Raw genomic sequence first — 24,321 nt, 5'->3', positions numbered from 1 at the left:
ATGACCAAGAGATAAAAGGGACCGAATCACTTTTAACAGCACCCTCTTGGACATCTAACGCGTGAAGGGAAAACCCACAATAAACAAAGGACGGTGTTATACATGCGTAAACCAATTATTGCAGGAAACTGGAAAATGAACAAAGTACTTTCTGAAGCAACTAGCTTTGTTGAAGAAGTAAAAGGAACAGTACCATCTCCTGAAAGCGTAGAATCAGTAGTATGTGCACCTGCACTATTTTTAGATCGTTTAGTAGAAGCGACTAAAGGCACAGACTTAAAAATTGGTGCACAAAACATGCACTTTGAAGAAAACGGTGCGTTCACTGGAGAAGTGAGCCCTGTTGCTTTAGCAGACTTAGGTGTGAACTATGTCATTTTAGGACACTCTGAGCGTCGTGAAATGTTTGCTGAAACGGACGAAACAGTAAACCAAAAAACAATTGCTGCATTCAAACACGGTTTAACACCAATCGTTTGCTGCGGTGAAACAAACGAAGAGTACGAACAAGATCAAACAAAAACAGTTGTAGCTAATCAAGTACAAAAAGCATTAGCTGGTCTAACTGATGAGCAAGTAAAACAAACGGTTATCGCATATGAGCCAATCTGGGCAATCGGTACAGGTAAATCTTCAACTGCTGAAGGTGCAAACGAAGTTTGTGCATACATCCGTAGCGTTGTTGCAGAACAATTCTCTCAAGATGTTGCAGATGCTGTACGTATTCAATACGGCGGTAGCGTAAAACCTGCTAATATTAAAGAATATATGTCTCAATCAGACATTGACGGAGCTTTAGTAGGTGGAGCAAGCTTAGAAGCAGATTCTTTCTTACAGCTTTTGGAGGCTGGTAAGTAATGAGTAAAAAGCCAGTAGCATTAATCATCTTAGATGGTTTTGCATTACGCGATGAAGATAAAGGTAATGCGGTAACACATGCAAAAAAACCAAACTTCGACCGTTTCTGGAACGAGTATCCTCATGCTACACTTCAGGCGTCTGGAGAAGCTGTAGGCTTACCAGAAGGCCAAATGGGTAACTCTGAAGTAGGTCACTTAAACATCGGCGCAGGCCGAATTGTGTACCAAAGCTTAACTCGTGTAAACGTAGCAATTCGTGAAGGCGAGTTTGAACAAAACGAAACGCTTCTAGCAGCTGTAAAGCACGCAAAAGAAAAGGGTACAAACCTTCATCTTTTCGGGCTTTTATCTGATGGCGGTGTACACAGTCATATCGAACATCTATATGCATTATTGCGTCTAGCTAAGAGTGAAGGCTTAGAAAAAGTCTACATTCATGGCTTCTTAGATGGTCGTGACGTAGCACCTCAATCTGCTGAAACGTATTTAAAAGAACTTAATGAAAAAATTGAAGAGTACGGCGTTGGTGAAATTGCAACACTTTCAGGACGTTACTACTCAATGGACCGCGACAAACGCTGGGAGCGCGTAGAGAAATCATACCGCGCAATGGTGTACGGCGAAGGTCCATCATATACAAGCGCTGAAGAGTGCGTAAAAGATTCGTATGAAAATGGAATCTATGACGAATTCGTTTTACCTTCTGTTATTACAAAAGAAGACGGATCGCCAGTTGCGACAATTCAAGACGAAGATGCAGTTATTTTCTACAACTTCCGTCCGGATCGCGCAATTCAAATTTCAAATACGTTCGCAAACGAAGATTTCCGTTCATTTGATCGCGGTGAAAAACATCCGAAAAACTTACATTTTGTATGTTTAACTCACTTCAGCGAAACAGTTGACGGATATGTAGCCTTTAAGCCAATTAACTTGGATAACACGCTTGGTGAAGTATTATCTCAAAATAACTTAAAGCAGCTTCGTATTGCCGAGACAGAAAAATATCCTCACGTAACGTTCTTTATGAGCGGTGGACGTGAAGCAGAGTTTCCTGGTGAAACACGTATCTTAATCGATTCACCAAAAGTAGCAACATATGACTTGAAACCTGAGATGAGTGCTTATGAAGTGACGGACGCGTTGCTTGCAGAAATCGAAGGCGATAAGCAAGACGCTATTTTATTAAACTTTGCAAATCCTGATATGGTTGGCCATTCAGGTATGTTAGAACCAACGGTAAAAGCGATTGAAACAGTAGATGAGTGCTTAGGCAAAATTGTAGGTGCAATTTTAGCTAAAGGCGGTACAGCAATCATCACAGCAGACCATGGTAATGCTGATGAAGTGATTACGCTTGAAGGTAATCCAATGACGGCTCATACAACGAATCCTGTTCCAGTAATCGTAACCAAACAAGGCTTAGAGCTTCGTGAAGATGGTATTCTAGGAGATCTAGCTCCTACGATGCTTACTCTTCTAGACGTAGCACAGCCAAAAGAAATGACAGGTAAAACATTAATTAAATAATTAATTATAAAGGAGAGTTTTAAAATGCCAGCAATTCTTGACATTTATGCACGCGAAGTATTAGATTCTCGCGGTAACCCAACAGTTGAAGTTGAAGTATATACTGAATCAGGCGCTTTCGGACGCGCTTTAGTACCAAGTGGTGCTTCTACTGGTGAATACGAAGCAGTAGAATTACGCGATGGTGACAAATCTCGCTACCTAGGTAAAGGTGTATTAAAAGCAGTAGAAAACGTAAACGAAATTATCGCTCCTGAATTAGTAGGTATGGACGTAACTGATCAAATCGGTATCGACCGCCTTATGATCGAGTTAGACGGTACTGAAAACAAAGGTAAATTAGGTGCCAACGCTATTCTTGGTGTATCTATGGCAGTAGCTCACGCAGCAGCTGATTTCGTAGGTCTTCCATTATACCGTTACCTTGGTGGATTCAACGCTAAGCAATTACCAACTCCAATGATGAACATCATCAACGGTGGTTCTCATGCTGATAACAATGTTGACTTCCAAGAATTCATGATCTTACCTGTAGGAGCTCCTACATTTAAAGAAGCAATCCGTATGGGTGCTGAAGTATTCCACGCGTTAAAATCTGTTTTATCTGCTAAAGGCTTAAACACAGCTGTAGGTGACGAAGGTGGTTTCGCTCCTAACTTAGGTTCTAACCGTGAAGCATTAGAAGTAATCGTAGAAGCAATCACAAAAGCTGGTTACGAAGCTGGTAAAGACATCCAATTAGGTATGGACGTAGCTTCTTCTGAGTTCTTCAACAAAGAAACTGGTAAATATGACTTAGCAGGCGAAGGCCGTACAGGCGTAACTTCTGCTGAAATGGTAGATTTCTACGAGCAGTTAGTTAACGAATTCCCAATCGTTTCAATCGAAGACGGTTTAGACGAAAATGACTGGGATGGTCACAAGCTATTAACTGAGCGTATTGGCGGAAAAGTACAGCTTGTTGGTGACGATCTATTCGTAACAAACACGAAAAAACTTGCTCAAGGTATCGAACAAGGCGTAGGTAACTCTATCCTTATCAAAGTTAACCAAATCGGTACATTAACTGAAACGTTCGAAGCTATCGAAATGGCTAAACGTGCTGGTTACACAGCAGTAGTTTCTCACCGTTCTGGTGAAACTGAAGATGCAACAATCGCTGATATCGCTGTTGCAACAAACGCTGGTCAAATCAAAACTGGTTCTATGAGCCGTACAGATCGTATTGCGAAATACAACCAATTACTACGCATCGAAGACGAGCTAGGTGTTCTAGCTGTATACGATGGCGCTAAATCTTTCTACAACTTAAAAAAATAAGTTGAAAGTATAAAAAACGGATGACGATTGTCATCCGTTTTTTTACGTTAAAATCCGTTGTATTTAACTGCCATTACTTGTACGAGAGGGGTTTTTATGATAAATTAACCTTAGCGTAGTGCGCGTACTTTATCCCCGGTAATGCCAATCAGAAGGGATGAAGAAACCCCGCTGATTGACTATTACTTGGTGTAGGAGGTGTGTCTTAGTGCATACATTGCTGATTACTTTGCTAGTGATTGTTTCAATTGCTTTGATTGTTGTGGTCGTTTTACAATCAAGTAAAACTACTGGATTATCTGGAGCTATTTCCGGTGGAGCTGAAACGTTATTTGGGAAACAAAAAGCACGTGGAATTGACTTAGTTTTACACCGTTTGACAGTAGTGTTATCTATCTTATTCTTTGTATTAACACTTGCTGTATCTTATTTCAAACTTTAATATGTTACTGGATAGACTGCCACCTAATGCATATGTACTTGGTGTATACCAACTTATGTATTAGGTGGTTTTTTAATGGGTGTGTTGAATACTTTAATTTCATTTTTAAGTAATGATATAATATAGCTTTAGAAAAAAGTGCTAAATATAGTATAAAAGCGTAAAAGTTGATGGCCACATCTCTTGTTATGTGATGACCGTCACATAAATACATGTTTTTTTCTATTAGGACTGCAGATATTATAACTAAAAGGAGTTAAATGATATATGAAAATTGCACAACCAAAGCCATTTACATTTGAAGGCGGCGAAAAAGCTGTTTTATTACTTCATGGTTTTACCGGAAATTCTGCTGACGTTCGTATGTTAGGTCGTTTTTTAGAGAAAAAAGGATACACATGCCACGCACCTCATTACAAAGGACATGGCGTAGCCCCTGAAGAACTTGTTCATACTGGTCCAAAAGATTGGTGGAAAGATGTCATGGACGGCTATGAGTTTTTGAAAAGCAAAGGTCATGAAAGTATTGCCGCTGTAGGTCTTTCACTAGGTGGCGTATTTTCACTGAAATTAGGTTACACTGTACCTATAAAGGGTATTGTGCCTATGTGCGCCCCTATGTATATAAAGAGTGAAGAAGTCATGTATGAAGGTGTTTTAGCGTATGCACGCGAATATAAAAAGCGTGAAGGTAAATCGTCTGAACAGATTGAACAAGAAATGGAAGAGTTCAAGCAAACACCAATGAACACATTAAAGTCTTTACAGGAATTAATCGCTGAAGTGCGAAATTCAGTTGATATGATTTATGCACCGACATTTGTTGTACAAGGTCGTCATGATCATATGATTAATACAGACAGCGCCAATATTATTTATAATAGCGTCGAGTCTCCTACAAAAGATATAAAATGGTACGAAGAATCTGGTCATACCATTACCTTTGATAAAGAGCGTGATCAGCTTCACGAGGATGTATATGCATTTTTGGAATCACTTGATTGGTGATAGAGATAATACGAATAAAGAAAAAGGAGGGACATGATGTGAAAGAAGAAAATCAGCCCTATATAAATGAAATATTGGATTTTATGAAAAGGGATAATTACAAACCTTTGACTGTCCAAGAGCTTGCAAAAGAATTTAATACTGAGGATGCAGAGTCATTCAAAGAGTTTGTGAAGGCACTTGTTATTATGGAAGAGAAGGGTTTAATTATCCGAGCAAGAAACGATCGCTACGGGCTGCCGGAACAAATGAATTTTGTCAAAGGGAAAGTAAGCGGACATGCAAAAGGGTTTGCGTTCGTAGTTCCTGAAGAAAAAGATGCGGGTGATGTATTTATTCCCCCTACTGAAACAAACAATGCTATGCACGGAGATATTGTGCTTGCAAGAGTGTCATCAGAATCATCAGGTGCTCGTCGTGAAGGAACCATTGTAAAAATCTTAGAACGAGGTACCCAGCAAATTGTAGGTACGTATACGCAAAGCAAAAATTTTGGCTTTGTGATTGCGGATGACAAAAAAATTGCAGGTGATATCTTTATTCCCAAAGCAGCAAGAAACGGTGCAGTTGAAGGCCATAAAGTAGTAGTAGAACTGACAACCTATCCGGAAGGCCGCATGAACGCAGAAGGAAAAGTTGTTCAAATTCTTGGACATAAAAACGATCCGGGGATCGATATCATTTCTGTTATCCATAAGCACGGTCTTCCTCAAGAATTTCCTGCTGATGCTTTAACACAAGCAATTGATACACCTGAAACGATTGACGAAAAAGATATCGGCAACCGCCGCGATCTTCGTGATCAAGTTATTGTAACCATTGACGGAGCAGATGCAAAAGACTTGGATGACGCCGTAACGGTTACAGAGCTTGAAAATGGAAACTACAAATTAGGCGTCCATATTGCAGATGTAAGTCACTACGTTAAAGAAGGTTCTCCGATTGATGTAGAAGCAGCAGAGCGCGGAACAAGCGTCTATTTAGTAGACCGAGTTATTCCGATGATTCCTCATCGTTTATCTAATGGAATTTGCTCATTAAATCCGAAAGTTAACCGTTTTACGCTTTCTTGTGAGATGGAAATCGATCCACAGGGTGAAGTAGTGAAACATGAGATTTTTGAAAGTGTCATCAAAACGACAGAACGAATGACGTATTCAGACGTTAACAAAATCTTAGTGGATAAAGACGAAGAAGTGTTAGAACGCTACGAGCCAATTGTTCCGATGTTTGAGCGTATGGAAAAGCTGGCAGCTATTCTTCGTAAAAAGAGAATGGATCGCGGTGCCATCGATTTTGATTTCAAAGAAGCAAAAGTATTAGTAGACGATGATGGCCATCCTCACGATGTTATTTTGCGTGAACGTTCGGTTGCTGAAAAGCTAATCGAAGAATTTATGCTAGCGGCGAATGAAACAGTAGCAGAACATTTTCACTGGATGAACGTACCGTTCATTTATCGTATTCATGAAGATCCAGATGCAGAGAAGCTTACTCGTTTCTTAGAGTTCATTACAAACTTTGGTTACACGGTGAAAGGAACAGGAAACGATATTCATCCGCGTGCGCTACAGGATATTTTAGAAGAAGTAAAAGGTACGCCTGAAGAGATGGTTATTTCAACTGTTATGCTTCGTTCGATGAAACAAGCGAAATATGAAGCAGAAAGTTTAGGCCACTTTGGTTTATCAGCTGAGTTCTATACGCATTTTACGTCTCCAATCCGTCGTTATCCGGATTTAATCGTTCATCGTCTAATTCGTACGTATTTAATTGAAGGAAAAACAGATCAGCAAACACAAGAAAAATGGCGCGAGCTTCTGCCTGATGTTGCTGAGCATTCTTCTAATATGGAACGTCGTTCAGTTGACGCTGAGCGGGAAACGGACGATATGAAAAAAGCTGAGTTTATGGCTGATAAAGTTGGGGAAGTATTTAATGGTATTATTAGCTCTGTTACTAACTTTGGAATGTTCGTGGAGCTAGAAAATACAATTGAAGGTTTAGTTCACGTCAGTGACTTAACAGATGACTATTATCGTTACGACGAACGTCACTATGCGATGATTGGAGAAAAAACGGGCAATGTCTTCCGAATTGGAGACGAAATTGAAGTGAAAGTCGCCGATGTGAATAAAGACGAGCGTTCGGTTGACTTTATTATTGTAGGAATGAAAGAAAGTCGCAAACGCTTATCTAAAGACCGTCCTAAAGTGATTAAAGCAAAACAAAAGTCACGCAAAGATGATAAAGGAAAAGGTCGCGAGGGCAGCCGAAGCAAAAATGAAGAGTGGTCTACTCAAAAGCCAAAGAAGAAAAAGAAAAAGAGATTCTTCGAGGGTGCCCCAAATGTTAAGCGCAAAAAGAAAAAGCGTAAATAATCGAAATCGACAGCAGTGAAGCAGAAGGGGATTCCTTCTGCTTCAAAACAGCTCCATTAAACGTTTTAGTTGTTGTTTAGATTTCCATACAGTAAAATGATACATAATATCATACATATACGTAAGTACGGCTGAAGGGAAGGAACGTTTTATGCCAAAAGGTGAAGGGAAATTAATTGCACAAAACAAAAAAGCCCGCCACGACTTTTTTATTGAAGAAACATATGAGACGGGTATTGTTCTACAAGGAACGGAAATCAAATCAATTCGTAATGGGCGTGTAAATTTAAAGGACTCTTTTGCTCGTGTGCAAAACGGAGAAGTATTTCTACACAATATGCACGTTAGTCCTTACGAACAAGGAAATCGATACAATCATGAGCCGTTGCGTACACGAAAGCTATTGCTGCATAAGCGTGAAATCAGCAAGCTAATTGGCTATTCAAAAGAAACGGGTTATTCATTAGTTCCTTTAAAAGTGTATTTAAAAAATGGATACGCAAAGGTTTTACTAGGGCTTGGTAAGGGTAAAAAGAAATATGACAAGCGTGAAGACTTAAAGCGAAAAGAAGCGAAGCGCGATATCGAACGAGCATTTCGTGATCGTCAAAAGATGTGATATTACAAAATCTTACAATTGCAAAATGCTCATTTTGTGATATAATAAGTATTGTTATCAGTTAGATTTCATTTTGCACACTGAAGTCGCTATCTGATGTAAGATTTTTTCTTACACATTCCGACTCCCTTTTATATGGGGACGTTACGGATTCGACAGGGGTAGTTCGAGCTTAGGTTGCGAGTCGAGGAGATGGCCTCGTTAAAACATCAACGCCAATAATAACTGGCAAATCTAACAATAACTTCGCTTTAGCTGCATAATAGTAGCTTAGCGGTTCCTCCCTCCATCGCCCATGTGGTAGGGTAAGGGACTCACTTTAAGTGGGCTACGCCGGAGTTCGCCGTCTGAGGACGAAGGAAGAGAATAATCAGACTAGCGACTGGGACGCCTGTTGGTAGGCAGAACAGCTCGCGAATTATCAATATGCCAACTACACTCGTAGACGCTTAAGTGGCGATATTTCTGGACGTGGGTTCGACTCCCACCGTCTCCACCAATACATATTGTATGGTGGCTTACCTTACTTATAACAGGAGCTAATCAAATGTATGTTCTTCATTTGATTAGCTCCTTTTTAATTTATGATTTATGTAAAATTGAAAAAAGCAGGAAAGAAATAAAAGGATGCCTCTTACACAAAGAGACATCCTTTTACTTTTGTTTAAGCTGAACAAAAAGCAGTATAAGAAAGGAAAGAAAGACGATTGAAATAACCCATAGCCAAGCGAGATTCATGTTTCCAGAGTCAATTGCTACGTAGATAGCGGTAGGCACAGTTTGAGTTTCACCTGGAATATTGCCAGCAAACATCAAAGTGGCTCCAAACTCTCCGAGTGCTCTTGCCAGACTTAGCACTCCTCCTGTTACGATGGCTTTAGAAGCTAAAGGGATGGAAATAAAGAAAAAGACTTTCCATTCGCTTGCACCATCTACTCGAGCTGCGTCTTCAATTTCGTAATCTACGCCTTGAAAGCCTGTTTTGGCAGATTGATACATAAGCGGAAACGCAACGACAACGGAGGCAATAACAGCTGCCCACCATGTGAAAATAACAGGTTGTTGAAAGGCCCATTCAATTGCCCGGCCGAGCAGGCTGTGTTTCCCGAATATGACAATCAATAAAAATCCAACAACGGACGGAGGGAGCACCAACGGGAGCATTAACGCCGTTTCAATCATCACTTTTCCCTTAAAGTGTTTCCTGGATAACAGTTTTCCTATAACAGTGCCTAAAATAATAACGACAAATCCTGCTACTAATGCAATTTTAAGCGATAGCTGAAGAGGAGATAAAAATTCTTGAATCATAGCGGCCTCAATTTGCAGTGAAACCGTATTTCTTTAAAGTGTTAAGAGCCGTCTTACTTTGTAAAAATTGATAAAAAGCTTTTGCTTCTTGTGGATGTTTCGAATCCTTCATAACGCCTACAGGATATACAATTGGTTTGTGAGTGCTATTATCTGCAGTAGCGACAATCTTCACCTTTTTTGAAATCAAGGCATCGGTTTTATAAACCACCCCAGCTTCAACGTTTCCTGTCTCCACATAGGAAAGCACCTGGCGTACGTCTTTCGCATAGACGGTTTGTGGCTCAATGTTTTTCCAGAGGTTCATGTGTTCAAAAGTCTCCTTCGCATACTGTCCGGCAGGAACGGATTCTGGTATTCCAAGTGCAATTTTTTGAACAGTCGGCTTTGATAGATCTTCAAAATTTGTGATAGCAGACGTATTATTCTTTGGCACGATAAGTACAAGGTCATTGCCAACCAAGTCAGTACCATTCTCCTTGGAGATAGCTCCTGCTTTTACTAGTGCATCAAACTTGTCTTCTGCTGCTGAAAAAAATAAATCAACAGGTGCGCCGTTTGTAATTTGCTGTTGCAGCGAGCCTGAAGCTCCAAAATTAAATTTCAAGTCTATATTTGGATGCTTTTTTTCATATTGCTTTTGAATATCAGTGAGCGCATCTTTTAAGCTGGCCGCGGCGGATATCGTTAAGCTGATGTTTTTGTGCTGAGCTGCGGATTGATCGGTATTTGTTTCGTTCGAACAAGCAGCAGTAAACATAATTAAAAATAATAGTGCGAATAAGGGTTTAAAGTATTGTTGCATCGTGTCACCTCAGTTAGTTGTAGTAAAGCAATTTAGTATAACTATATCACGTTCATTTAAAATTTGACTTCCTAAAAAGAAAACAGCGACTTGAAAGGGGGAAAACTTTCAAGTCGCTGCTTCATTTATTCTTCCAACGCTTTGCCCATTCCTTTTAAAAAGTGAAGCCCAAATCCAATTGCACGATTGACATCTGGATCGTTTAGCGCTTTTATAAGAGCTAATGCACTTACTTTTTTCCTGTTTTTACATACTCATTCGCTTCGTTCATACCAGCTGTTGCGCTATTTACAAGTTTAGCGGTTACCTCTGGATCTGCCTTCATCAAACCGCTGCTTGCACCCATAAGAGTATTAATTAAATTGGTTACCGGTTCTCTGGAAATTTGATGAAGCGCAATTTTTGAGATTTTTTCTTTCGCTTGAATCATTGAATCAGCAGCTTCAAGAACACCCATGTCGTTAAGTTCGCCAACAATACCGAGAATACGGTTCAACGCTTCTTCATTATCTGCCAGCAGAGAAGTTAAATCTTCTAATTTTTGTTGTTTTTCTTCTTCCTCGCTTAGAAGAGGTTTCTTAATTTCTGTAATAGGTTGTGCCATCTTTTCTCCTCCTATTTACTTGTTAAATGGACGTAGCCAGGACGGTTCCATTTACGCTGAACCTCGACCCCATTTTGAGGATGACGTTTTTTGTTACGCGGATTTGTAGACGGTAAAGGCGTTTCTCCACCTTTACTTAATACTTCCATTCGTACTTTTGTTTGTTTGTAAGCCGGCGTATTTGTTCGTTGGTCGACTGCAGGTCCCGTCAAGAAGTTAATAGCCGAATCTTTATGAACAGAGTGCATTGGAAGATACAGCTCATTTGCTTTTACTCGCTCTGTAATTAATGCCTGTACTTTTACTGCTCCAAACGGTGAGATTAATCTGACAAGCGAACCTTCTTCAATTTCACGCTCCTTGGCAAGCTGAGGTGAAATTTCTACAAATACTTCCGGTACTTTTGATTGGATGCCGCTCGATTTATTGGTCATATTCCCTTCATGAAAATGTTCTAACATTCTCCCATTATTAATGTGTAAATCATATTCTTCTGGGAATTCGGCAGGAAGTACCCAATGTGATAAAGCAAAGCGCGCTTTTTTATCTGGGAAATTAAACCCATCGACGTAAAGTAACGGCGTGCTTTTCCCCTCTAAGCTCCCCCATAAGAAGCTATTCCAGCCTTCAAGGTTTTCGTAGCTGGCTTGGCTGAATAGGGGTGATAGACTAGCCATTTCTGCAAAGATATCACCAGGATGTGTATACGTCCAGTTCGCACCTAAGCGGTTGGCAATCTCTTGAACAATCCACCAATCCGGCTTTGAATCACCGAGCGTTGGTAATGCTTGATACAATCTTTGAACACGTCGCTCCGTATTGGTAAACGTTCCGTCTTTTTCAAGAGAAGGAACAGCAGGGAGTACAACATCAGCATATTGAGCCGTTCTCGAAAGGAAAATGTCTTGGACGACAAAAAAATCTAAATTTGATAATATTTCATGTACGTGGTTAGCATTTGAATCAACAAGAGCCATATCTTCTCCGACAAGGTACATGGCCTTCATTTTTCCTTCATCAATTGAATGCAGCATTTGAATATTATCAAGCCCTGGCTTGTCTTTAATTTTTACACCGTATGCTTTTTCAAATTTCGCTCGGGCGACTGAGTCTGTGACGTGCTGATAGCCTGGAAGCCAAGCAGGAAGAGTTCCCATATCACATGCTCCTTGGACGTTATTGTGGCCTCGGAGCGGATAAGCGCCTGCTCCAGGGCGTCGATAGTTTCCAGTAGCAAGCAACAGGTTTGAGATAGCCGCTGATGTATCAGAGCCTCCCGTATTTTGCGTCACGCCCATGCCCCACAGCACACAGGTTCCATCGGCGTCTCGAATCATTTCAGCTATTTGAATGAGCGTTGCTGCTGGAATACCCGTAATTTGTTCAGCATATTCAAGCGTGTACTTTTCAAGCAAAGAGTTAAAGTCTTCAAAATAGTTGACGTTTTCTTGGATGAATTTTTCATTGTGCCATCCTTGGTCAATCATATATTTTGTTACAGCCATTAGCCATACTTGGTCTGTACCTTGTTTTGGACTGATAAAAATGTCAGAGCGTTCAGCCATTTCGTTTTTGCGCAAATCTGCGACGATTAGTTTTTGGTCATGAAGCTTATGCGCGCGTTTGATACGAGTTGCTAATACAGGGTGACCTTCAGCAGGGTTAGCTCCAACGATGATAACCAGTCCAGCTTTTGCGATGTCTTTTATCGTGCCGGCATCGCCTCCCATTCCCACTGTTCGAAATAATCCATCAGTTGCAGGAGACTGACAGTAGCGAGAGCAGTTGTCTACGTCATTTGTTTCAAACATTTGGCGAGCCAGCTTTTGAATAACATAGTTTTCTTCGTTTGTAATCTTAGAAGAAGAAATAAAACCAACTGATCCATGTCCATACTGCTGATTAATAGAGCTTAACCTGCTTGCTACTAAGTCGAGGGCTTCTTCCCATGACGACTCTACAAATGCGCCATTTTTTCGGATTAAAGGCTTAGTAATACGTTTTTCAGAGTTTACAAAATCCCAGCCGAATTTTCCTTTCACACAGGTTGAAATAGCATTTGCGGGAGCATCAGAGCTAGGCTGAACTTTAAGGATTTCACGGCCTTTTGTCCATACTTCAAATGAACATCCAACTCCGCAAAATGTACAGACAGTTTTTGTTTTTTTCGTGCGTGTTTCGCGCATAGCGGCTTCCACTTCTGAAACAGCAAAAATTCCGCTGTATCCAGGTTCTACTTCTTTAACTAAATCAATCATTGGATTTAAAACGTCTTTTGGAAGCCCAGTCATAAATCCAGCTTCTCCAAGCATGGATTTTTCCATCAAGGCATTACAAGGGCATACGGTTACACATTGACCGCAGCTCACACAAGAAGATTCATTGATTGCTACACCGTCATCCCAGAGAACGCGGGGACGTTTTGCTTCCCAGTCGATAGAGAGTGTTTCATTAACTTGAAGATTTTGACAAACCTCTACGCATTGTCCACAAGCGATGCATTGATTAGGGTCATAACGGTAGAACGGATGAGACATATCGACTTCATTCTCTGAGGCCTTTGGCGTATAGGGGTATTTTTGATGTTCAATCTCCATCATTTCGGCTGTGTTATGTAATTTACAGTTTCCATTGTTATTGTCGCAAACGGTGCAGTATAGCAAATGATTCTCTAATAAACGATCCATTGCTTCCGTCTGTGCCGCTTTTGCGGGTTCTGATTGTAATTCAATCTTCATGCCGTTTTCAGCTTTTGTAGAACAAGAACGAACTAACTCGCCATTCATTTCAACGATACATGTGTCACAAGTTTGAATAGGATCCACTTCAGGAACATAACAAATCTGCGGGTGCTCAATGCTTTGCTGATTAATAATTTCGAGTATGGTAGAGCCTGAAGCTGCTTTGTATTCGTTGCCATTTATATGAACAGTGATGGTTTCACGACTCATTTGTTTTCCTCCTTTATATAAAAACAAAAAACCACCATGAATACACACGCCTAATTAAATAAGGGAAGTGCAATCATGGTGGAATAGTTTACTAGCAGGTCTTACTAATATGCCAATCCGGCCCATTTATATCGTTAAGAAAAAGTGATAGAGTAATAACAATTCATTATTATTATTCCATCTCGGTTATTTACAATTATATCGCTACGTTTTTAAATGCACAACTTTTTTAAATACCCAACTCTCTTCAAAAGTTTTGCTGCAAAGATTTTAGGCTTTTATTTTTTGAAGTGTTGATTTATGATAAAAAAACTGTAGGAATAAAATGCACAATTTAATTTTAATCGGTGGGAGAGCGTTGATTATGTCAAAAACTATTCATGAATTTAATGATATTATTCGGAAGCTTCGAAAAGATTTATTTGGAAAAGGACCGGAAAGAATACATACGGTTTTTGTTGAAAATATGGCTGTCTCAACACTGTATGGAAATTTAACTCCGACAGAAACATTTATTGCAAGCACTGCTGAAGGATGTGACATGGTTCATCTAGCTCGAACAAAAATGATCCAAGATGTATATGCATCGAATCCCCCGGAAGGGCTAGAAGAATTGGTAGGAGCAAAGTTGGTTAATTTATTTTCAGATATGAAAATAAAAGAAAATATAGCGGTTTCCGTATTCGTTTTTGATAAAAACATTATTTAAAAAAGGAGACATCACATGAACTCGACCGTTAAGAAGCGTACAGTTCTTAGATTTAAAAATGGTCAAATGGAAAGCGTGGAAGATAAAATTGTAACGGAGTTTCCTGTGACTGTGAAAATTAATGAAGAAGAGTTTGTCACGATGGTATGTAGCCCACAATACATTGAAGATATGGTAATTGGCTATTTAGCATCTGAAGGGGTTATTCGAGCATATAAAGACATTAAAAACATATGGGTTCAAGAAAAAGAAGGGTATGTTCATGTTACAATAGATAAATTAAACCCGTATTTTCAAAACCTTCAAAATAAACGATATATCACGTCTTGCTGCGGGGCGAGCAGACAAGGGTTTGTCTTTATAAATGATGCGCTGACTGCTAAAAAAATGAACGGTATATCGGTAGAACTTTCAATTAAGGATTGTTTTCAATTGATGAATAAGCTGCAGCAATCTGCTGCTACGTTTCAAGAAACGGGTGGCGTTCATAACGCTGCCATTTGTGATAAAAATGGCTTTATGCTTAGCAGAATGGACATTGGTAGGCATAATGCTCTAGATAAACTATACGGGTATTGCTTAAAACACCATATTTCAATTAGAGATAAAGTAGTCGTTTTCAGCGGCCGTATTTCTTCAGAAATTTTGTTGAAAGTAGCGAAGATCGGGTGTGAAGTGGTTCTTTCAAAATCCGCCCCGACTGAACTTGCTTTAAATTTAGCAGAAGAATTGAGAATTACAACGGTAGGGTTTATTCGAAATGATTCGTTGAATATTTATACATGCCCGGAAAGAATTTTAAGAGAGAGTTAATCTGCTGTGGAGAAGCTGACAGCTAGAGAGAGGAGAGATGAAGCAGATGTCATACGCTATAGTTGATACTTTAAAGCGTCCTTTACGAGACTTGCGTTTGTCAGTAACAGATCGCTGTAACTTTCGCTGTCGATATTGTATGCCTGAAGAAATTTTTGGGGCAGACTATCCATTTTTACCTGCCGAAAACATTCTTTCGTTTGATGAATTAGAGAGACTCACTAGATTATTCGCATCGCTAGGAGTAAAAAAAGTGCGTATAACGGGAGGAGAGCCGCTGCTAAGAAAAGGCTTGCCGGATCTAATCAATCGTCTGAAGCAAATTGAGGGTATAGATGATATTGCCATAACAACAAACGGCTCACTGTTAAAGAAGCATGCAGAAGCCTTATCAAAAGCGGGATTATCAAGAGTAACCGTTAGCTTAGACTCGCTTAATGAAGTGAGATTTCAAGAGTTGAATGGAAACCGAGGAAGCGTAAAACGAGTATTAGAAGGAATAGAAGCAGCAGCTCTTGCGGGGATTTCAGTCAAAATAAACATGGTTGTCCAAAAAGGCAAGAATGAGCAGGATATTCTTCCGATGGCTCAATATTTTAAAGACAAAAAACATACGCTGCGTTTTATTGAATATATGGATGTGGGAAATTCAAACGGATGGAAAATGGATGAGGTTATAACAAAGAAACAAATTCTTGATATAGTTGGACAAGAAATGCCTCTTGAAGAAATTACACCTCATTATACGGGAGAAGTAGCTACCAGGTATCGGTACGTCGGGACAGAAGAGGAAATTGGTATCATTTCATCTGTCACAGATTCATTCTGTTCCACTTGTTCACGTGCAAGAGTATCGGCTGAAGGAAAGCTCTATACCTGTTTGTTCGCGTCAAAAGGATATGACCTCCGCACACTGATACGGTCAGAAGCCTCTGATCATACTGTTTGTGACACCATTTCTGATATCTGGAATCATCGGAAAGATCGTTACTCAGACGAACGAGCTAATGGAAGACAGGTCCAAGGCGCTGAAAAAGTGGAAATGTCTCATATTGGTGGATAATTCAAAGAAGCTTTATACATGCCAATCACTGCGATGATTCACATTTATAAAAGTGGGATCTTCTGCTGAAAAAGGCACGCGAAGGACGTTTGTCTGATTCAACAATTGCGTAAGCCTTCTTTCACCTTTTGTAACGAGTTGTTCAATAAGAGGAAGCGTTCTACGGTGATAGAGTGCTAGAAGCGGGTGAATGTGATCAGGCTGAACAGGAAGAACAATGTCAGGTGAGTCCGTTTGAGTCAGTGTGATCATGTGATGAACAAACTCAGCATTAATAAAAGGAATATCGCAAGAAAGAATAAAGAACCATTCAGCGCAGCAATCGATCGCAGTTAAAGCGTGATGAATTGCATACAAAGGACCTTGATACGGGCATTTTTCAACTGCAAATGCAACATCCTTTCTTTGAAAATAAGGGAGTAAATCTTGGTTGGTAGACACAAGTATAGGTGTGACGTGATTTTCTTTTAATGCATCTATACTATATTCGTAAAATGATTTCTTGTTATAGGTTTCAAACATTTTTGGTTGACCGTAGCGAGAAGATTTTCCTCCTGCTAATACAATGCCGGCAATGGACATTTATTAAATACCTCCATCAAAATATATTTGTATATTTATGCGAAAAAGCCTCCGTAAAGCAGCGTAGCTTTATGTGTATAATAGCATGTTTTTAAAGAAATATCTTTGACGAAGGAATAGATAGTGAAGTCAGAGATTGAATGAGAAAGGGAGAGAAAAGAGTGACAGAACGTTATTCACGTCAGCAGCTTTTCCAGCCCGTTGGAAACAAAGGGCAGCAGCAAATTAGAAGTAAGCATGTTTTAGTTGTAGGCGCAGGGGCTCTAGGCAGCGCTAGCGCAGAAGCCCTCGTGCGTGCTGGAATTGGAAAATTGACTCTTGTAGATCGTGATTATGTAGAATGGAGTAATCTACAGCGTCAGCAGCTTTATACAGAACAAGATGCGCAAAACAAACTACCTAAAGCTGTAGCAGCAAAAAATCGTTTGCGTCAAATAAACACGGAAGTGAAGATTGAAGCGCTGGTGATGGATGCTCAGCCTGCTAATTTAGAAAGTATCGTCCAAACAGCTGATGTGATAATCGATGCGACAGACAACTTCGACATCCGTTTTATTTTAAATGATTTGTCACATAAGTATGAAGTTCCTTGGATATACGGCTCATGTGTAGGGAGTTATGGCACCACTTATACCGTTATCCCAAATGTAACCCCTTGTCTGCACTGCATATTGAAAAAAGTGCCTGTCGGAGGAGCAACCTGTGAGACAGCAGGAATTATTAGTCCCGCTGTTCAAATCGTGGCAGCCTATCAAATAACCGAAGCATTAAAAATTTTAGTCGAAGATGTTGAAGCTTTGCGCCACACATTTCTAACCTTTGACGTCTGGAATAATCAGCACGCTGAATTTAAGACGGGCAAAATGAAAAGTGATAAATGTTCTTCTTGCGGATCGACCCAAACATATCCGTACTTAGCGTATGAAAATCAGCTTAAAACAGAAGTTCTGTGCGGCAGAGAGACGGTTCAAATCAGACCCTCGCAGCGCCATTTGTACAACTTCGATGAATTGGAAAAACAGTTAAAAAAACAGGGGAAAGTGGACCGCAATCCATATCTTCTGTCATGTCAGCTTCCAGAGCAGCGCTTTGTAATTTTTCAAGATGGCCGTGTATTTATTCATGGAACGAATGATATTCAATTTGCGAGAAGCTTATATTATCGTTTACTAGGATGAGTAAAGGAGTGAAAAGAATGAGAGAAAAGCGAACTCCTATCCCTGTCGGGGAATGCGTTGGACGAGTGATGCAGTATGCAAAAAACAGAAAGCAAGAAATCATTGCGCTTGAAGAAGCTCACGGCAGATTTTTAGCTGAAGATTTAATAGCAGATCATGATATTCCTGCTTTTGATCGTTCTCCATATGATGGTTTTGCCGTTCGGTCGCAAGATACGAAAGAAGCATCATCACTTCATCCAGTAGAACTGGCTGTTCGAGGAGAAATAGGAGCGGGTTCTGTTTTTGAACATACAGTCAGCGCGATGCAGGCTGTGCGTATTATGACAGGAGCTCCTATTCCCAAAGGCTGCGATGCGGTTGCGATGCTTGAAGTAACAAAAGAATATACGAAAGACAATCAGCCGATCGTTCAAATCAAGCGTGCGTTTAACAGCGGAGATAACATTTCTTTTCAAGGAGAAGAAACAACAAAAGGCACTGTGTTAGCTTCAAAAGGAACGTATATCACTCCGGGGGTAGCTGCTCTTTTAGCCACATTTGGCTATAGTAACATAGCTGTCTTCAAAAAACCTGTAGTTGGATTACTTGCAACTGGAAGTGAACTAGTGGAAGTAAGTGATCCTGTTGAACGGGGCAAAATTCGTAATAGCAATGCTCATATGCTGCGTGCGCAAATTGAAAAAGCTGGAGGCGAAGTGAACTATTTTGGTATTATGCCTGATGATTTAAGCCAGTGCTACAATGCGGTAAAAGCTGCACTATCAGAAGTGGACATGCTGATTACAACGGGCGGCGTTTCAGTAGGAGACTATGATTATCTACCAGATGTGTATAAACAATTACAAGCCGAAGTTCTTTTTAATAAAATAGCGATGAGACCAGGCAGTGTAACAACGGTTGCTCGTATGGAAGAAAAGCTTTTATTTGGCCTCTCGGGAAATCCTACAGCGTGCTATGTCGGTTTTGAACTTCTGGCTCGTCCGGTAATCAGTACATATGCGGGTAAAAGAACCCCTCATCTTCGGAAAGAAAAAGCTTTGTTAGGAAAGGACTTCTTAAAGCCAAATCCTTTTATGCGATTTGTATCTGGCAGGCTTTCATACAGGGAAGGACAGCTGATTGCTTCTCCATTAAGCTTTACAAAATCTAGTGCTGTTTCTTCTTTAGCTCATGCGGATACGTTAATTATATTTCCTGGAGGGACGAGAGGATACAAAGAAGGAATGCTGGTTGACGTCTTATTGCTAGATGACGTGCGGGGAAGTGAATGGCCTTGGTAGCTTGTTGTACCGTTTTACAAGTAGCTGGATTTCAAAACAGCGGAAAAACTACTTTAGTGGAAAAGCTAATTAAAAGAGCGAAACAATTCAATCTATGTGTAGGTTCTATTAAGCACCATGGACACGGCGGACCTCCAGATAGCAGCAGTGAGCTAAAAGACAGTCATCGCCACCAGCAAGCAGGTGCCGATGTGGCAGGTGTAGAGGGAGGTGGAATCCTTCAGCTTACAGCAGATAGTAAAGACTGGAGCCTAAAAAAGCTGATTGATTTTTATCAATTTTTCTCGCCAGATGTCATTTTTGTTGAAGGATATAAAAAAGAATCCTATCCAAAAGCAGTCTTGATTCGAAGTGAAGAAGATCTTGTTCTGCTTTCCTCTCTAACCAATATTATATGCGTGATTAGTCACGTTCCGCTTAAAAAAGAAGTGCAGCGAGCATATCCAATATTTCACTTACAAGAAGACGAGCTTTATCTTAATTTTTTATTGAAAGAAGTGGGGGAAAGAAGATGAACCAGCACTTATTTGAAGTAGTAAATCAGCCAATTGCCGTAGATGAAATAATTAAAAAAGTTTCTAGAAGAGACGCGGGAGCTATTACGACATTTATTGGAACGGTAAGAGAATTTACAAAAGGCAAGAAGACGCTCTCTCTTGAATATCAAGCCTATGTGCCAATGGCAGTGAAAATGCTTAGCCAAATTGGTGACGAAATTCAGGAAAAGTGGCCCGATGCTTTGACGGCTATTACTCATCGAATCGGGAAGCTTGATATAACAGAAGCCGCAGTAGTTATTGCCGTTTCTTCTCCGCATCGCAAAACAGCTTATGAAGCAAACGAGTATGCTATTGAACGTATTAAGCAAATTGTGCCAATTTGGAAAAAGGAATTTTGGGAAGACGGAACAAAATGGATTGGAGATCAGTTAGAAACGAAAGAATATCCTGAAGGAAAGCCAATGAAGGAGATGTAAAAATGATTAACGTCTTATTTTTCGCTGCTATACGTGAAGAGGCTGGAGTGGAACAAGTAACAGTTGATACGCAAGATATAACAGTGAAGGAATTAAAGGAATATGTGCAAAAAACGTATAAGCTGTCCTCTCTGAAGCAAACGATGACCGCAGTCAACGAAGAGTTTGTAACAGATGAAGAAACCATTAGAACGGGAGATACCGTCGCATTTATTCCGCCCGTTAGTGGAGGATAAAAAAAGGTGCTGAATATACAGCACCTTTTTTTATTATCTAAATTGAGCTACTTTTTCGATTGGTAAACGTACAGACGGGTAACCGCTATTTGCTGCTTTGCCGATTGAAAGTAACATAACCGGTGCATAGCGCTCTTTGTCTAAACCGAATGCTTCGGCAATTTGATCTTTTTCATAACCGCCAATAGCGTTTGTATCATAACCGTGAGCACGTGCAGCAAGCATTAACTGCATGGATACTAAACCGCCGTCAATTAATACTGTTTCTTTATTTAATTCTTCAGGAGCAGCTGCGTAGTGCGCTTTGATTTTAGGAATTTGCATGTCTCTAATTTCTTGTGGCATATAGCCTAGTTCAACAGCTTTATCGTAAATTTCATCTAAATTTTCTTCACTTTTTAAATCGCCGAATATTGCAATAACAGCTGCTGATGTTTCTACTTGTGATTGATTAAATTTAGCAAGCGGAGCTAATGTTGCTTTTCCTTCAGGGCTATCAATTACTAGAAAGCGCCAAGGCTGTGCATTAACAGAAGATGGAGCTAGCGTCGCTTCTGTTAAAATTTCTTTCATTTCTTCACGGCTGATTTTGACAGATGGGTCGTAATAACGAATAGATCTGCGCCCTGTAATAATATCTTGGAAATCATTGTTTAGTGTTTTTGTTTGTGTCATGATGAACTCTCCTTTATGTTAAAAATGTTATGACCGTTCAATGGCCGAAATGTTTACTTTTAAACGCTCGAGCATTTTGGAAAGCAGCAGCTGTTCTTCTTCGCTGAAATCTTTAAATGCTTCATCAATAAAGCGAGCTTTTTCGTTTCGAAATGTACCGATTTTTTCATGTCCGCTTTTCGTAAGCTTTACAAATGTTACGCGGTTGTCATCAGGGTTTTTACGGCGTGATACAACATCTCTTTCTTCGAGCTGCTTTAAATGCCTTGTAATTGCAGCATTGTCAATGTTTACTTGCTGTTGAAGCGCCTTTTGACTCATTTCACCTGTTTCATAAAGCTGATGTAAAATATCAAGACGTGATTGGCTAACACCGGTACAATGCTCAAACTTTTGATTAATTTGTTTATTAACTTCTTGCAGAGCATACAGAACATTTGCTTTTTCAGAACATGAATGTGACAAGAAAGTCGCTCCCTTTTTCTATGATATTTATTGATGAATTAATATTTGATACATCAATGTTTGATACATCAACTAATATAAAATAAATAAAAGTGAAAGTCAAGAAAGTGAACGTTGTTTTTTAAAAATAATAAAAAGAGGCTGAGACGTAACGAAATGAATCCCATCCAAAGGCGAACAATCTGGATATATAATCTTGACTGCTTGCTCGGCCGCAGTTGATTTCCGTGCAAGGCTTCGCTTTCCGCGGGCGGCCGGTGAGCCTCCTCGTTGCTTGCGCTCCTGCGGGGTCTCACCTGTTCTGCTGTTCCCGCAGGAGTCTTCGCGTTGCCCTCCAATCAACCGCTGGAAGGAACGAAACAGATAAAATCTACGTTCACCATAACAAAAAAAACGAACCACTAATCAAACAGTTTAATTAGTGGTTCGTTTTTCACTTCAACTATACTATTTTTGTCTCAGCCTCTTTAAGCTGAATGATTTTTTTTGCTAATTTGTTCATGCGTATAGGGAGATAGAAACGGAATACGCTTGATAATCAAATCGTGAATCCAGAATAATCGCTGAATAAGAGGAGCTGTTTTAGCTGAAACGTATATAATAAAGCATCCGATAGCTCCGGCAATCACCATGCCTCCAAGTACATCTGCTGGATAGTGAACGCCTACGTAAATACGTGAAAGGCCCGAAATGACAGCCCATATAAAAATGATGCTTCTCCATTTGTTTTTTCGTAACCACATGATCCAAGCAGCAGAAAAGACTAAAATCGAATGATCACTCACAAAAGATGAATTAGCCGGGTGCGGAATCAGCTTATGAACGTGATGAGTCACAAACGGACGCGGGTGGTAATACACCAGGTGAATGACTTCATTGATACATAGAGAAAGTACAATTGTAAACAACATGTATAAAGCCGTATAACGGTGATAAATTGTTCTTTCTGTTTTTCCGCTAAACCAAAGCAAAAGCAAACAAGCCATTATAAAATAAGGAACGCTATTCGTGATGATAATCATTACAGAATCCATTGCGCTGGATTTACCAGCAAACGAGTTAATCCATTGAAATACTTCGTAATTGAGGTTCATTTGTTTTCTCCTTATGCAGTACTTTTCACTCTTAGTTTAGATTGACACTCTAAAAAAACGATGAATTTCACATTAAAAATCAATTAAAATCCGAAATTTAAGGGCATTTAATGATATAAAAAGGAGAGGAAGAAACTGCTTTTAGAATAGGAGATGAAACAGTTGAAAAAGGTTTTATTTTTACCTCTTCTAAAAATGCCTTCTGGCCATCATCAAGTGGCAGAGGCGTTAATGGATATATTGGAAAGAAGAACGACAAATATTTGTTATAAAAAAATAGATTTATTAAGCTATACAAACGAACTATTAGAAAAAGTGGTCACAGGCACATATTTGAAATGGATTCGTTATGCTCCAGAAACGTACAATATGGCATACAAACATCTCTTTTATGAACCGCCTGTTCATTCATTCAAATGGTATCATCACGTATTCGCAAAAAAAATGGAGCACTTAGTTAAAGAAGAAAATCCGGATTTAATTATATGCACACATGGGTTTCCTTCTTATTTGCTCAGTCAATTAAAAGCAAAAGGCAAGTGCGATGTACCTATTATAAATGTCTACACGGATTTCTTTATTAATAATTTATGGGGAAAAGAAGAGATTGATTTTCACTTTCTTCCTAGTGAAGAAGTAAAAAAAGGACTTCGTGCGCAAAGCGAAATTCCACTTCAAAATATGATGGTCACAGGGATACCGGTACATGAAGAAATAACAAAAACAAGAATATTTAAGCATCCTGGTAACCGGAATATTTTAATTGCTGGAGGCAGCAGCGGCTTAGGCAATATTATGGATTTCTACAATGATTTAAAAGATGCGCGCCATTTTCATTACTTTGTCTTATGCGGCAAAAATCAAAAGTTATATGAAGAAATCAAGGGATGGGAATTACAGCACGTTACACCAATTCCGTACATTTCATCACGCACAGAAATGAATGAACTGTATGAACGAGTGGATGCTATTGTAACAAAGCCAGGTGGTATAACGGTCAGTGAAGCTCTTCGCAAGAATTTACCGATTTTTGTTCATTCTGCTTTACCAGGTCAAGAAGAAGTGAATTTACGCTATTTAACAGAACGAAACTTAGTTCAAGAACTAAAGGCGGATCAATCGTTAGAAAGTCAGCTGCAGGCAGTGCTCCAGGATGCTGATAAAATGAGCACATTATATAACGCGATTGCTGCTTACCATAAAGAAATCGAAGCACAAACGCCTGAAGAACTTTTAGCAGTAGTCAATTGGATTTTAGGTGAAAAGCAAACGATGGGTCTTCATGCGTAAAACATTCATGTTTACAAACAATAAGGATAAGCTAAAAGACAAGTATGTTGAAAAAGTAGGGTTTAGATAAAAAAACAAACATCTTTTGAAAAAGGTGTTGTTTTTTTATCTAAAGAAGCTATTCTT

24 protein-coding genes, 1 other RNA gene and 1 pseudogene are annotated in these 24,321 nt (G+C 39.6%); 17 read left to right on the top strand and 9 right to left on the bottom strand.

From position 1 onward, the window contains the following. The first annotated feature begins 102 nt into the window (after positions 1 to 102). The 8 genes from tpiA to ssrA all read left to right on the top strand — a co-directional run bounded on the left by tpiA (position 103) and on the right by ssrA (position 8,659). A complete protein-coding gene (gene tpiA, locus Q5794_RS25890) occupies positions 103 to 858 on the top strand; it encodes a triose-phosphate isomerase (protein WP_374988550.1) in 756 nt (251 codons plus the stop codon). Continuing rightward, complete coding sequence (gene gpmI / locus Q5794_RS25885; protein WP_192997129.1) at positions 858 to 2,390, top strand: 2,3-bisphosphoglycerate-independent phosphoglycerate mutase; 1,533 nt, start codon at positions 858 to 860, stop codon at positions 2,388 to 2,390. The genes tpiA and gpmI overlap by 1 nt, the downstream gene beginning before the upstream one ends. Before the next feature lie 24 nt (positions 2,391 to 2,414). Beyond that, a complete protein-coding gene (gene eno, locus Q5794_RS25880; protein ID WP_013059698.1) occupies positions 2,415 to 3,710 on the top strand; it encodes a phosphopyruvate hydratase in 1,296 nt (431 codons plus the stop codon). A 208-nt stretch (positions 3,711 to 3,918) separates the two neighbouring features. Continuing rightward, on the top strand, positions 3,919 to 4,152 hold the full coding sequence (gene secG / locus Q5794_RS25875; RefSeq protein ID WP_013059697.1) for a preprotein translocase subunit SecG: 234 nt from the start codon (positions 3,919 to 3,921) through the stop codon (positions 4,150 to 4,152). Between the two features lie 267 nt (positions 4,153 to 4,419). Continuing rightward, complete coding sequence (locus Q5794_RS25870; protein ID WP_013059696.1) at positions 4,420 to 5,160, top strand: carboxylesterase; 741 nt, start codon at positions 4,420 to 4,422, stop codon at positions 5,158 to 5,160. Positions 5,161 to 5,198: 38 nt separating this feature from the next. Beyond that, positions 5,199 to 7,541: a ribonuclease R gene (gene rnr / locus Q5794_RS25865; RefSeq protein ID WP_013059695.1), complete on the top strand. Its 2,343-nt coding sequence runs from the start codon at positions 5,199 to 5,201 to the stop codon at positions 7,539 to 7,541. Between the two features lie 151 nt (positions 7,542 to 7,692). Further along, on the top strand, positions 7,693 to 8,160 hold the full coding sequence (gene smpB, locus Q5794_RS25860) for an SsrA-binding protein SmpB (protein ID WP_013059694.1): 468 nt from the start codon (positions 7,693 to 7,695) through the stop codon (positions 8,158 to 8,160). Between the two features lie 137 nt (positions 8,161 to 8,297). Continuing rightward, positions 8,298 to 8,659: a transfer-messenger RNA gene (gene ssrA / locus Q5794_RS25855) on the top strand. 155 nt (positions 8,660 to 8,814) lie between these two features. On the opposite strand, the gene modB is transcribed toward ssrA, so the two are convergent. The 4 genes and pseudogenes from modB to fdhF all read right to left on the bottom strand — a co-directional run bounded on the left by modB (position 8,815) and on the right by fdhF (position 13,831). Then, a complete protein-coding gene (gene modB / locus Q5794_RS25850) occupies positions 8,815 to 9,471 on the bottom strand; it encodes a molybdate ABC transporter permease subunit (protein ID WP_374988549.1) in 657 nt (218 codons plus the stop codon). Positions 9,472 to 9,478: 7 nt separating this feature from the next. Further along, positions 9,479 to 10,276, bottom strand: coding sequence for a molybdate ABC transporter substrate-binding protein (gene modA / locus Q5794_RS25845; RefSeq protein ID WP_268575256.1), 798 nt, complete (start codon positions 10,274 to 10,276; stop codon positions 9,479 to 9,481). Positions 10,277 to 10,401: 125 nt separating this feature from the next. Further along, a pseudogene (locus Q5794_RS25840) lies at positions 10,402 to 10,880 on the bottom strand (DUF1641 domain-containing protein). 11 nt (positions 10,881 to 10,891) lie between these two features. Next, on the bottom strand, positions 10,892 to 13,831 hold the full coding sequence (fdhF, locus tag Q5794_RS25835; RefSeq protein ID WP_374988548.1) for a formate dehydrogenase subunit alpha: 2,940 nt from the start codon (positions 13,829 to 13,831) through the stop codon (positions 10,892 to 10,894). Positions 13,832 to 14,195: 364 nt separating this feature from the next. Here fdhF and Q5794_RS25830 point away from each other — a divergent pair, with 364 nt between their 5' ends. The 3 genes from Q5794_RS25830 (at position 14,196) to moaA (ending at position 16,416) form a co-directional block, all read left to right on the top strand. After that, positions 14,196 to 14,540 carry a DUF2294 domain-containing protein gene (locus Q5794_RS25830; protein ID WP_013085380.1) on the top strand — a complete coding sequence of 115 codons (345 nt, stop codon included), beginning with the start codon at positions 14,196 to 14,198 and terminating at the stop codon, positions 14,538 to 14,540. Positions 14,541 to 14,606: 66 nt separating this feature from the next. Then, complete coding sequence (fdhD, locus tag Q5794_RS25825; protein ID WP_374989250.1) at positions 14,607 to 15,353, top strand: formate dehydrogenase accessory sulfurtransferase FdhD; 747 nt, start codon at positions 14,607 to 14,609, stop codon at positions 15,351 to 15,353. A 46-nt stretch (positions 15,354 to 15,399) separates the two neighbouring features. Continuing rightward, positions 15,400 to 16,416 (top strand): GTP 3',8-cyclase MoaA, encoded by a 1,017-nt coding sequence (moaA, locus tag Q5794_RS25820; protein ID WP_215054797.1) that lies wholly within the window; start codon positions 15,400 to 15,402, stop codon positions 16,414 to 16,416. 12 nt (positions 16,417 to 16,428) lie between these two features. On the opposite strand, the gene Q5794_RS25815 is transcribed toward moaA, so the two are convergent. Continuing rightward, positions 16,429 to 16,998, bottom strand: a complete 570-nt coding sequence (locus Q5794_RS25815; protein ID WP_215054796.1) for a molybdenum cofactor guanylyltransferase — start codon at positions 16,996 to 16,998, stop codon at positions 16,429 to 16,431. 161 nt (positions 16,999 to 17,159) lie between these two features. On the opposite strand from Q5794_RS25815, the gene Q5794_RS25810 reads away from it, so the two are divergent. From Q5794_RS25810 to moaD, 5 genes are read left to right on the top strand one after another with little or no spacing between them, the layout of a single operon-like run. Next, entirely contained in the window at positions 17,160 to 18,176 is a 1,017-nt protein-coding gene (locus Q5794_RS25810; RefSeq protein ID WP_215054795.1) for a molybdopterin-synthase adenylyltransferase MoeB, read from the top strand. Positions 18,177 to 18,193: 17 nt separating this feature from the next. Further along, on the top strand, positions 18,194 to 19,459 hold the full coding sequence (gene glp, locus Q5794_RS25805; RefSeq protein WP_374988547.1) for a gephyrin-like molybdotransferase Glp: 1,266 nt from the start codon (positions 18,194 to 18,196) through the stop codon (positions 19,457 to 19,459). Next, the gene (gene mobB / locus Q5794_RS25800) at positions 19,447 to 19,974 is read left to right on the top strand and encodes a molybdopterin-guanine dinucleotide biosynthesis protein B (protein ID WP_215054793.1); all 528 of its coding nucleotides are present in this window, start codon (positions 19,447 to 19,449) and stop codon (positions 19,972 to 19,974) included. Before glp ends, mobB begins: the two co-directional genes overlap by 13 nt. Then, complete coding sequence (locus Q5794_RS25795; protein ID WP_215054792.1) at positions 19,971 to 20,435, top strand: molybdenum cofactor biosynthesis protein MoaE; 465 nt, start codon at positions 19,971 to 19,973, stop codon at positions 20,433 to 20,435. Before mobB ends, Q5794_RS25795 begins: the two co-directional genes overlap by 4 nt. A 2-nt stretch (positions 20,436 to 20,437) precedes the next feature. Further along, positions 20,438 to 20,671 carry a molybdopterin converting factor subunit 1 gene (gene moaD / locus Q5794_RS25790; protein ID WP_215054791.1) on the top strand — a complete coding sequence of 78 codons (234 nt, stop codon included), beginning with the start codon at positions 20,438 to 20,440 and terminating at the stop codon, positions 20,669 to 20,671. Positions 20,672 to 20,704: 33 nt separating this feature from the next. Here the strand turns inward: moaD and Q5794_RS25785 are convergent, their stop codons facing one another. The 4 genes from Q5794_RS25785 to Q5794_RS25770 form a co-directional block, all read right to left on the bottom strand. Continuing rightward, positions 20,705 to 21,346, bottom strand: a complete 642-nt coding sequence (locus Q5794_RS25785) for a nitroreductase family protein (protein WP_215054790.1) — start codon at positions 21,344 to 21,346, stop codon at positions 20,705 to 20,707. A 27-nt stretch (positions 21,347 to 21,373) separates the two neighbouring features. Next, the gene (locus Q5794_RS25780; protein WP_129705316.1) at positions 21,374 to 21,811 is read right to left on the bottom strand and encodes a MarR family winged helix-turn-helix transcriptional regulator; all 438 of its coding nucleotides are present in this window, start codon (positions 21,809 to 21,811) and stop codon (positions 21,374 to 21,376) included. Between the two features lie 99 nt (positions 21,812 to 21,910). Further along, entirely contained in the window at positions 21,911 to 22,153 is a 243-nt protein-coding gene (locus tag Q5794_RS25775) for a hypothetical protein (protein ID WP_215054789.1), read from the bottom strand. A 125-nt stretch (positions 22,154 to 22,278) separates the two neighbouring features. Then, entirely contained in the window at positions 22,279 to 22,905 is a 627-nt protein-coding gene (locus Q5794_RS25770; RefSeq protein WP_029319284.1) for an undecaprenyl-diphosphatase, read from the bottom strand. A gap of 162 nt (positions 22,906 to 23,067) precedes the next feature. On the opposite strand from Q5794_RS25770, the gene Q5794_RS25765 reads away from it, so the two are divergent. Further along, the gene (locus Q5794_RS25765; protein ID WP_215054788.1) at positions 23,068 to 24,195 is read left to right on the top strand and encodes a glycosyltransferase; all 1,128 of its coding nucleotides are present in this window, start codon (positions 23,068 to 23,070) and stop codon (positions 24,193 to 24,195) included. Positions 24,196 to 24,321: the final 126 nt, after the last annotated feature.

The sequence above is a fragment of the Priestia megaterium genome (assembly GCF_041941685.1).
Lineage (GTDB): Bacteria > Bacillota > Bacilli > Bacillales > Bacillaceae_H > Priestia > Priestia megaterium_C.
Note: the sequence above shows the minus strand (reverse complement) of the source record. Positions and strands in the feature narration are given on the sequence as shown.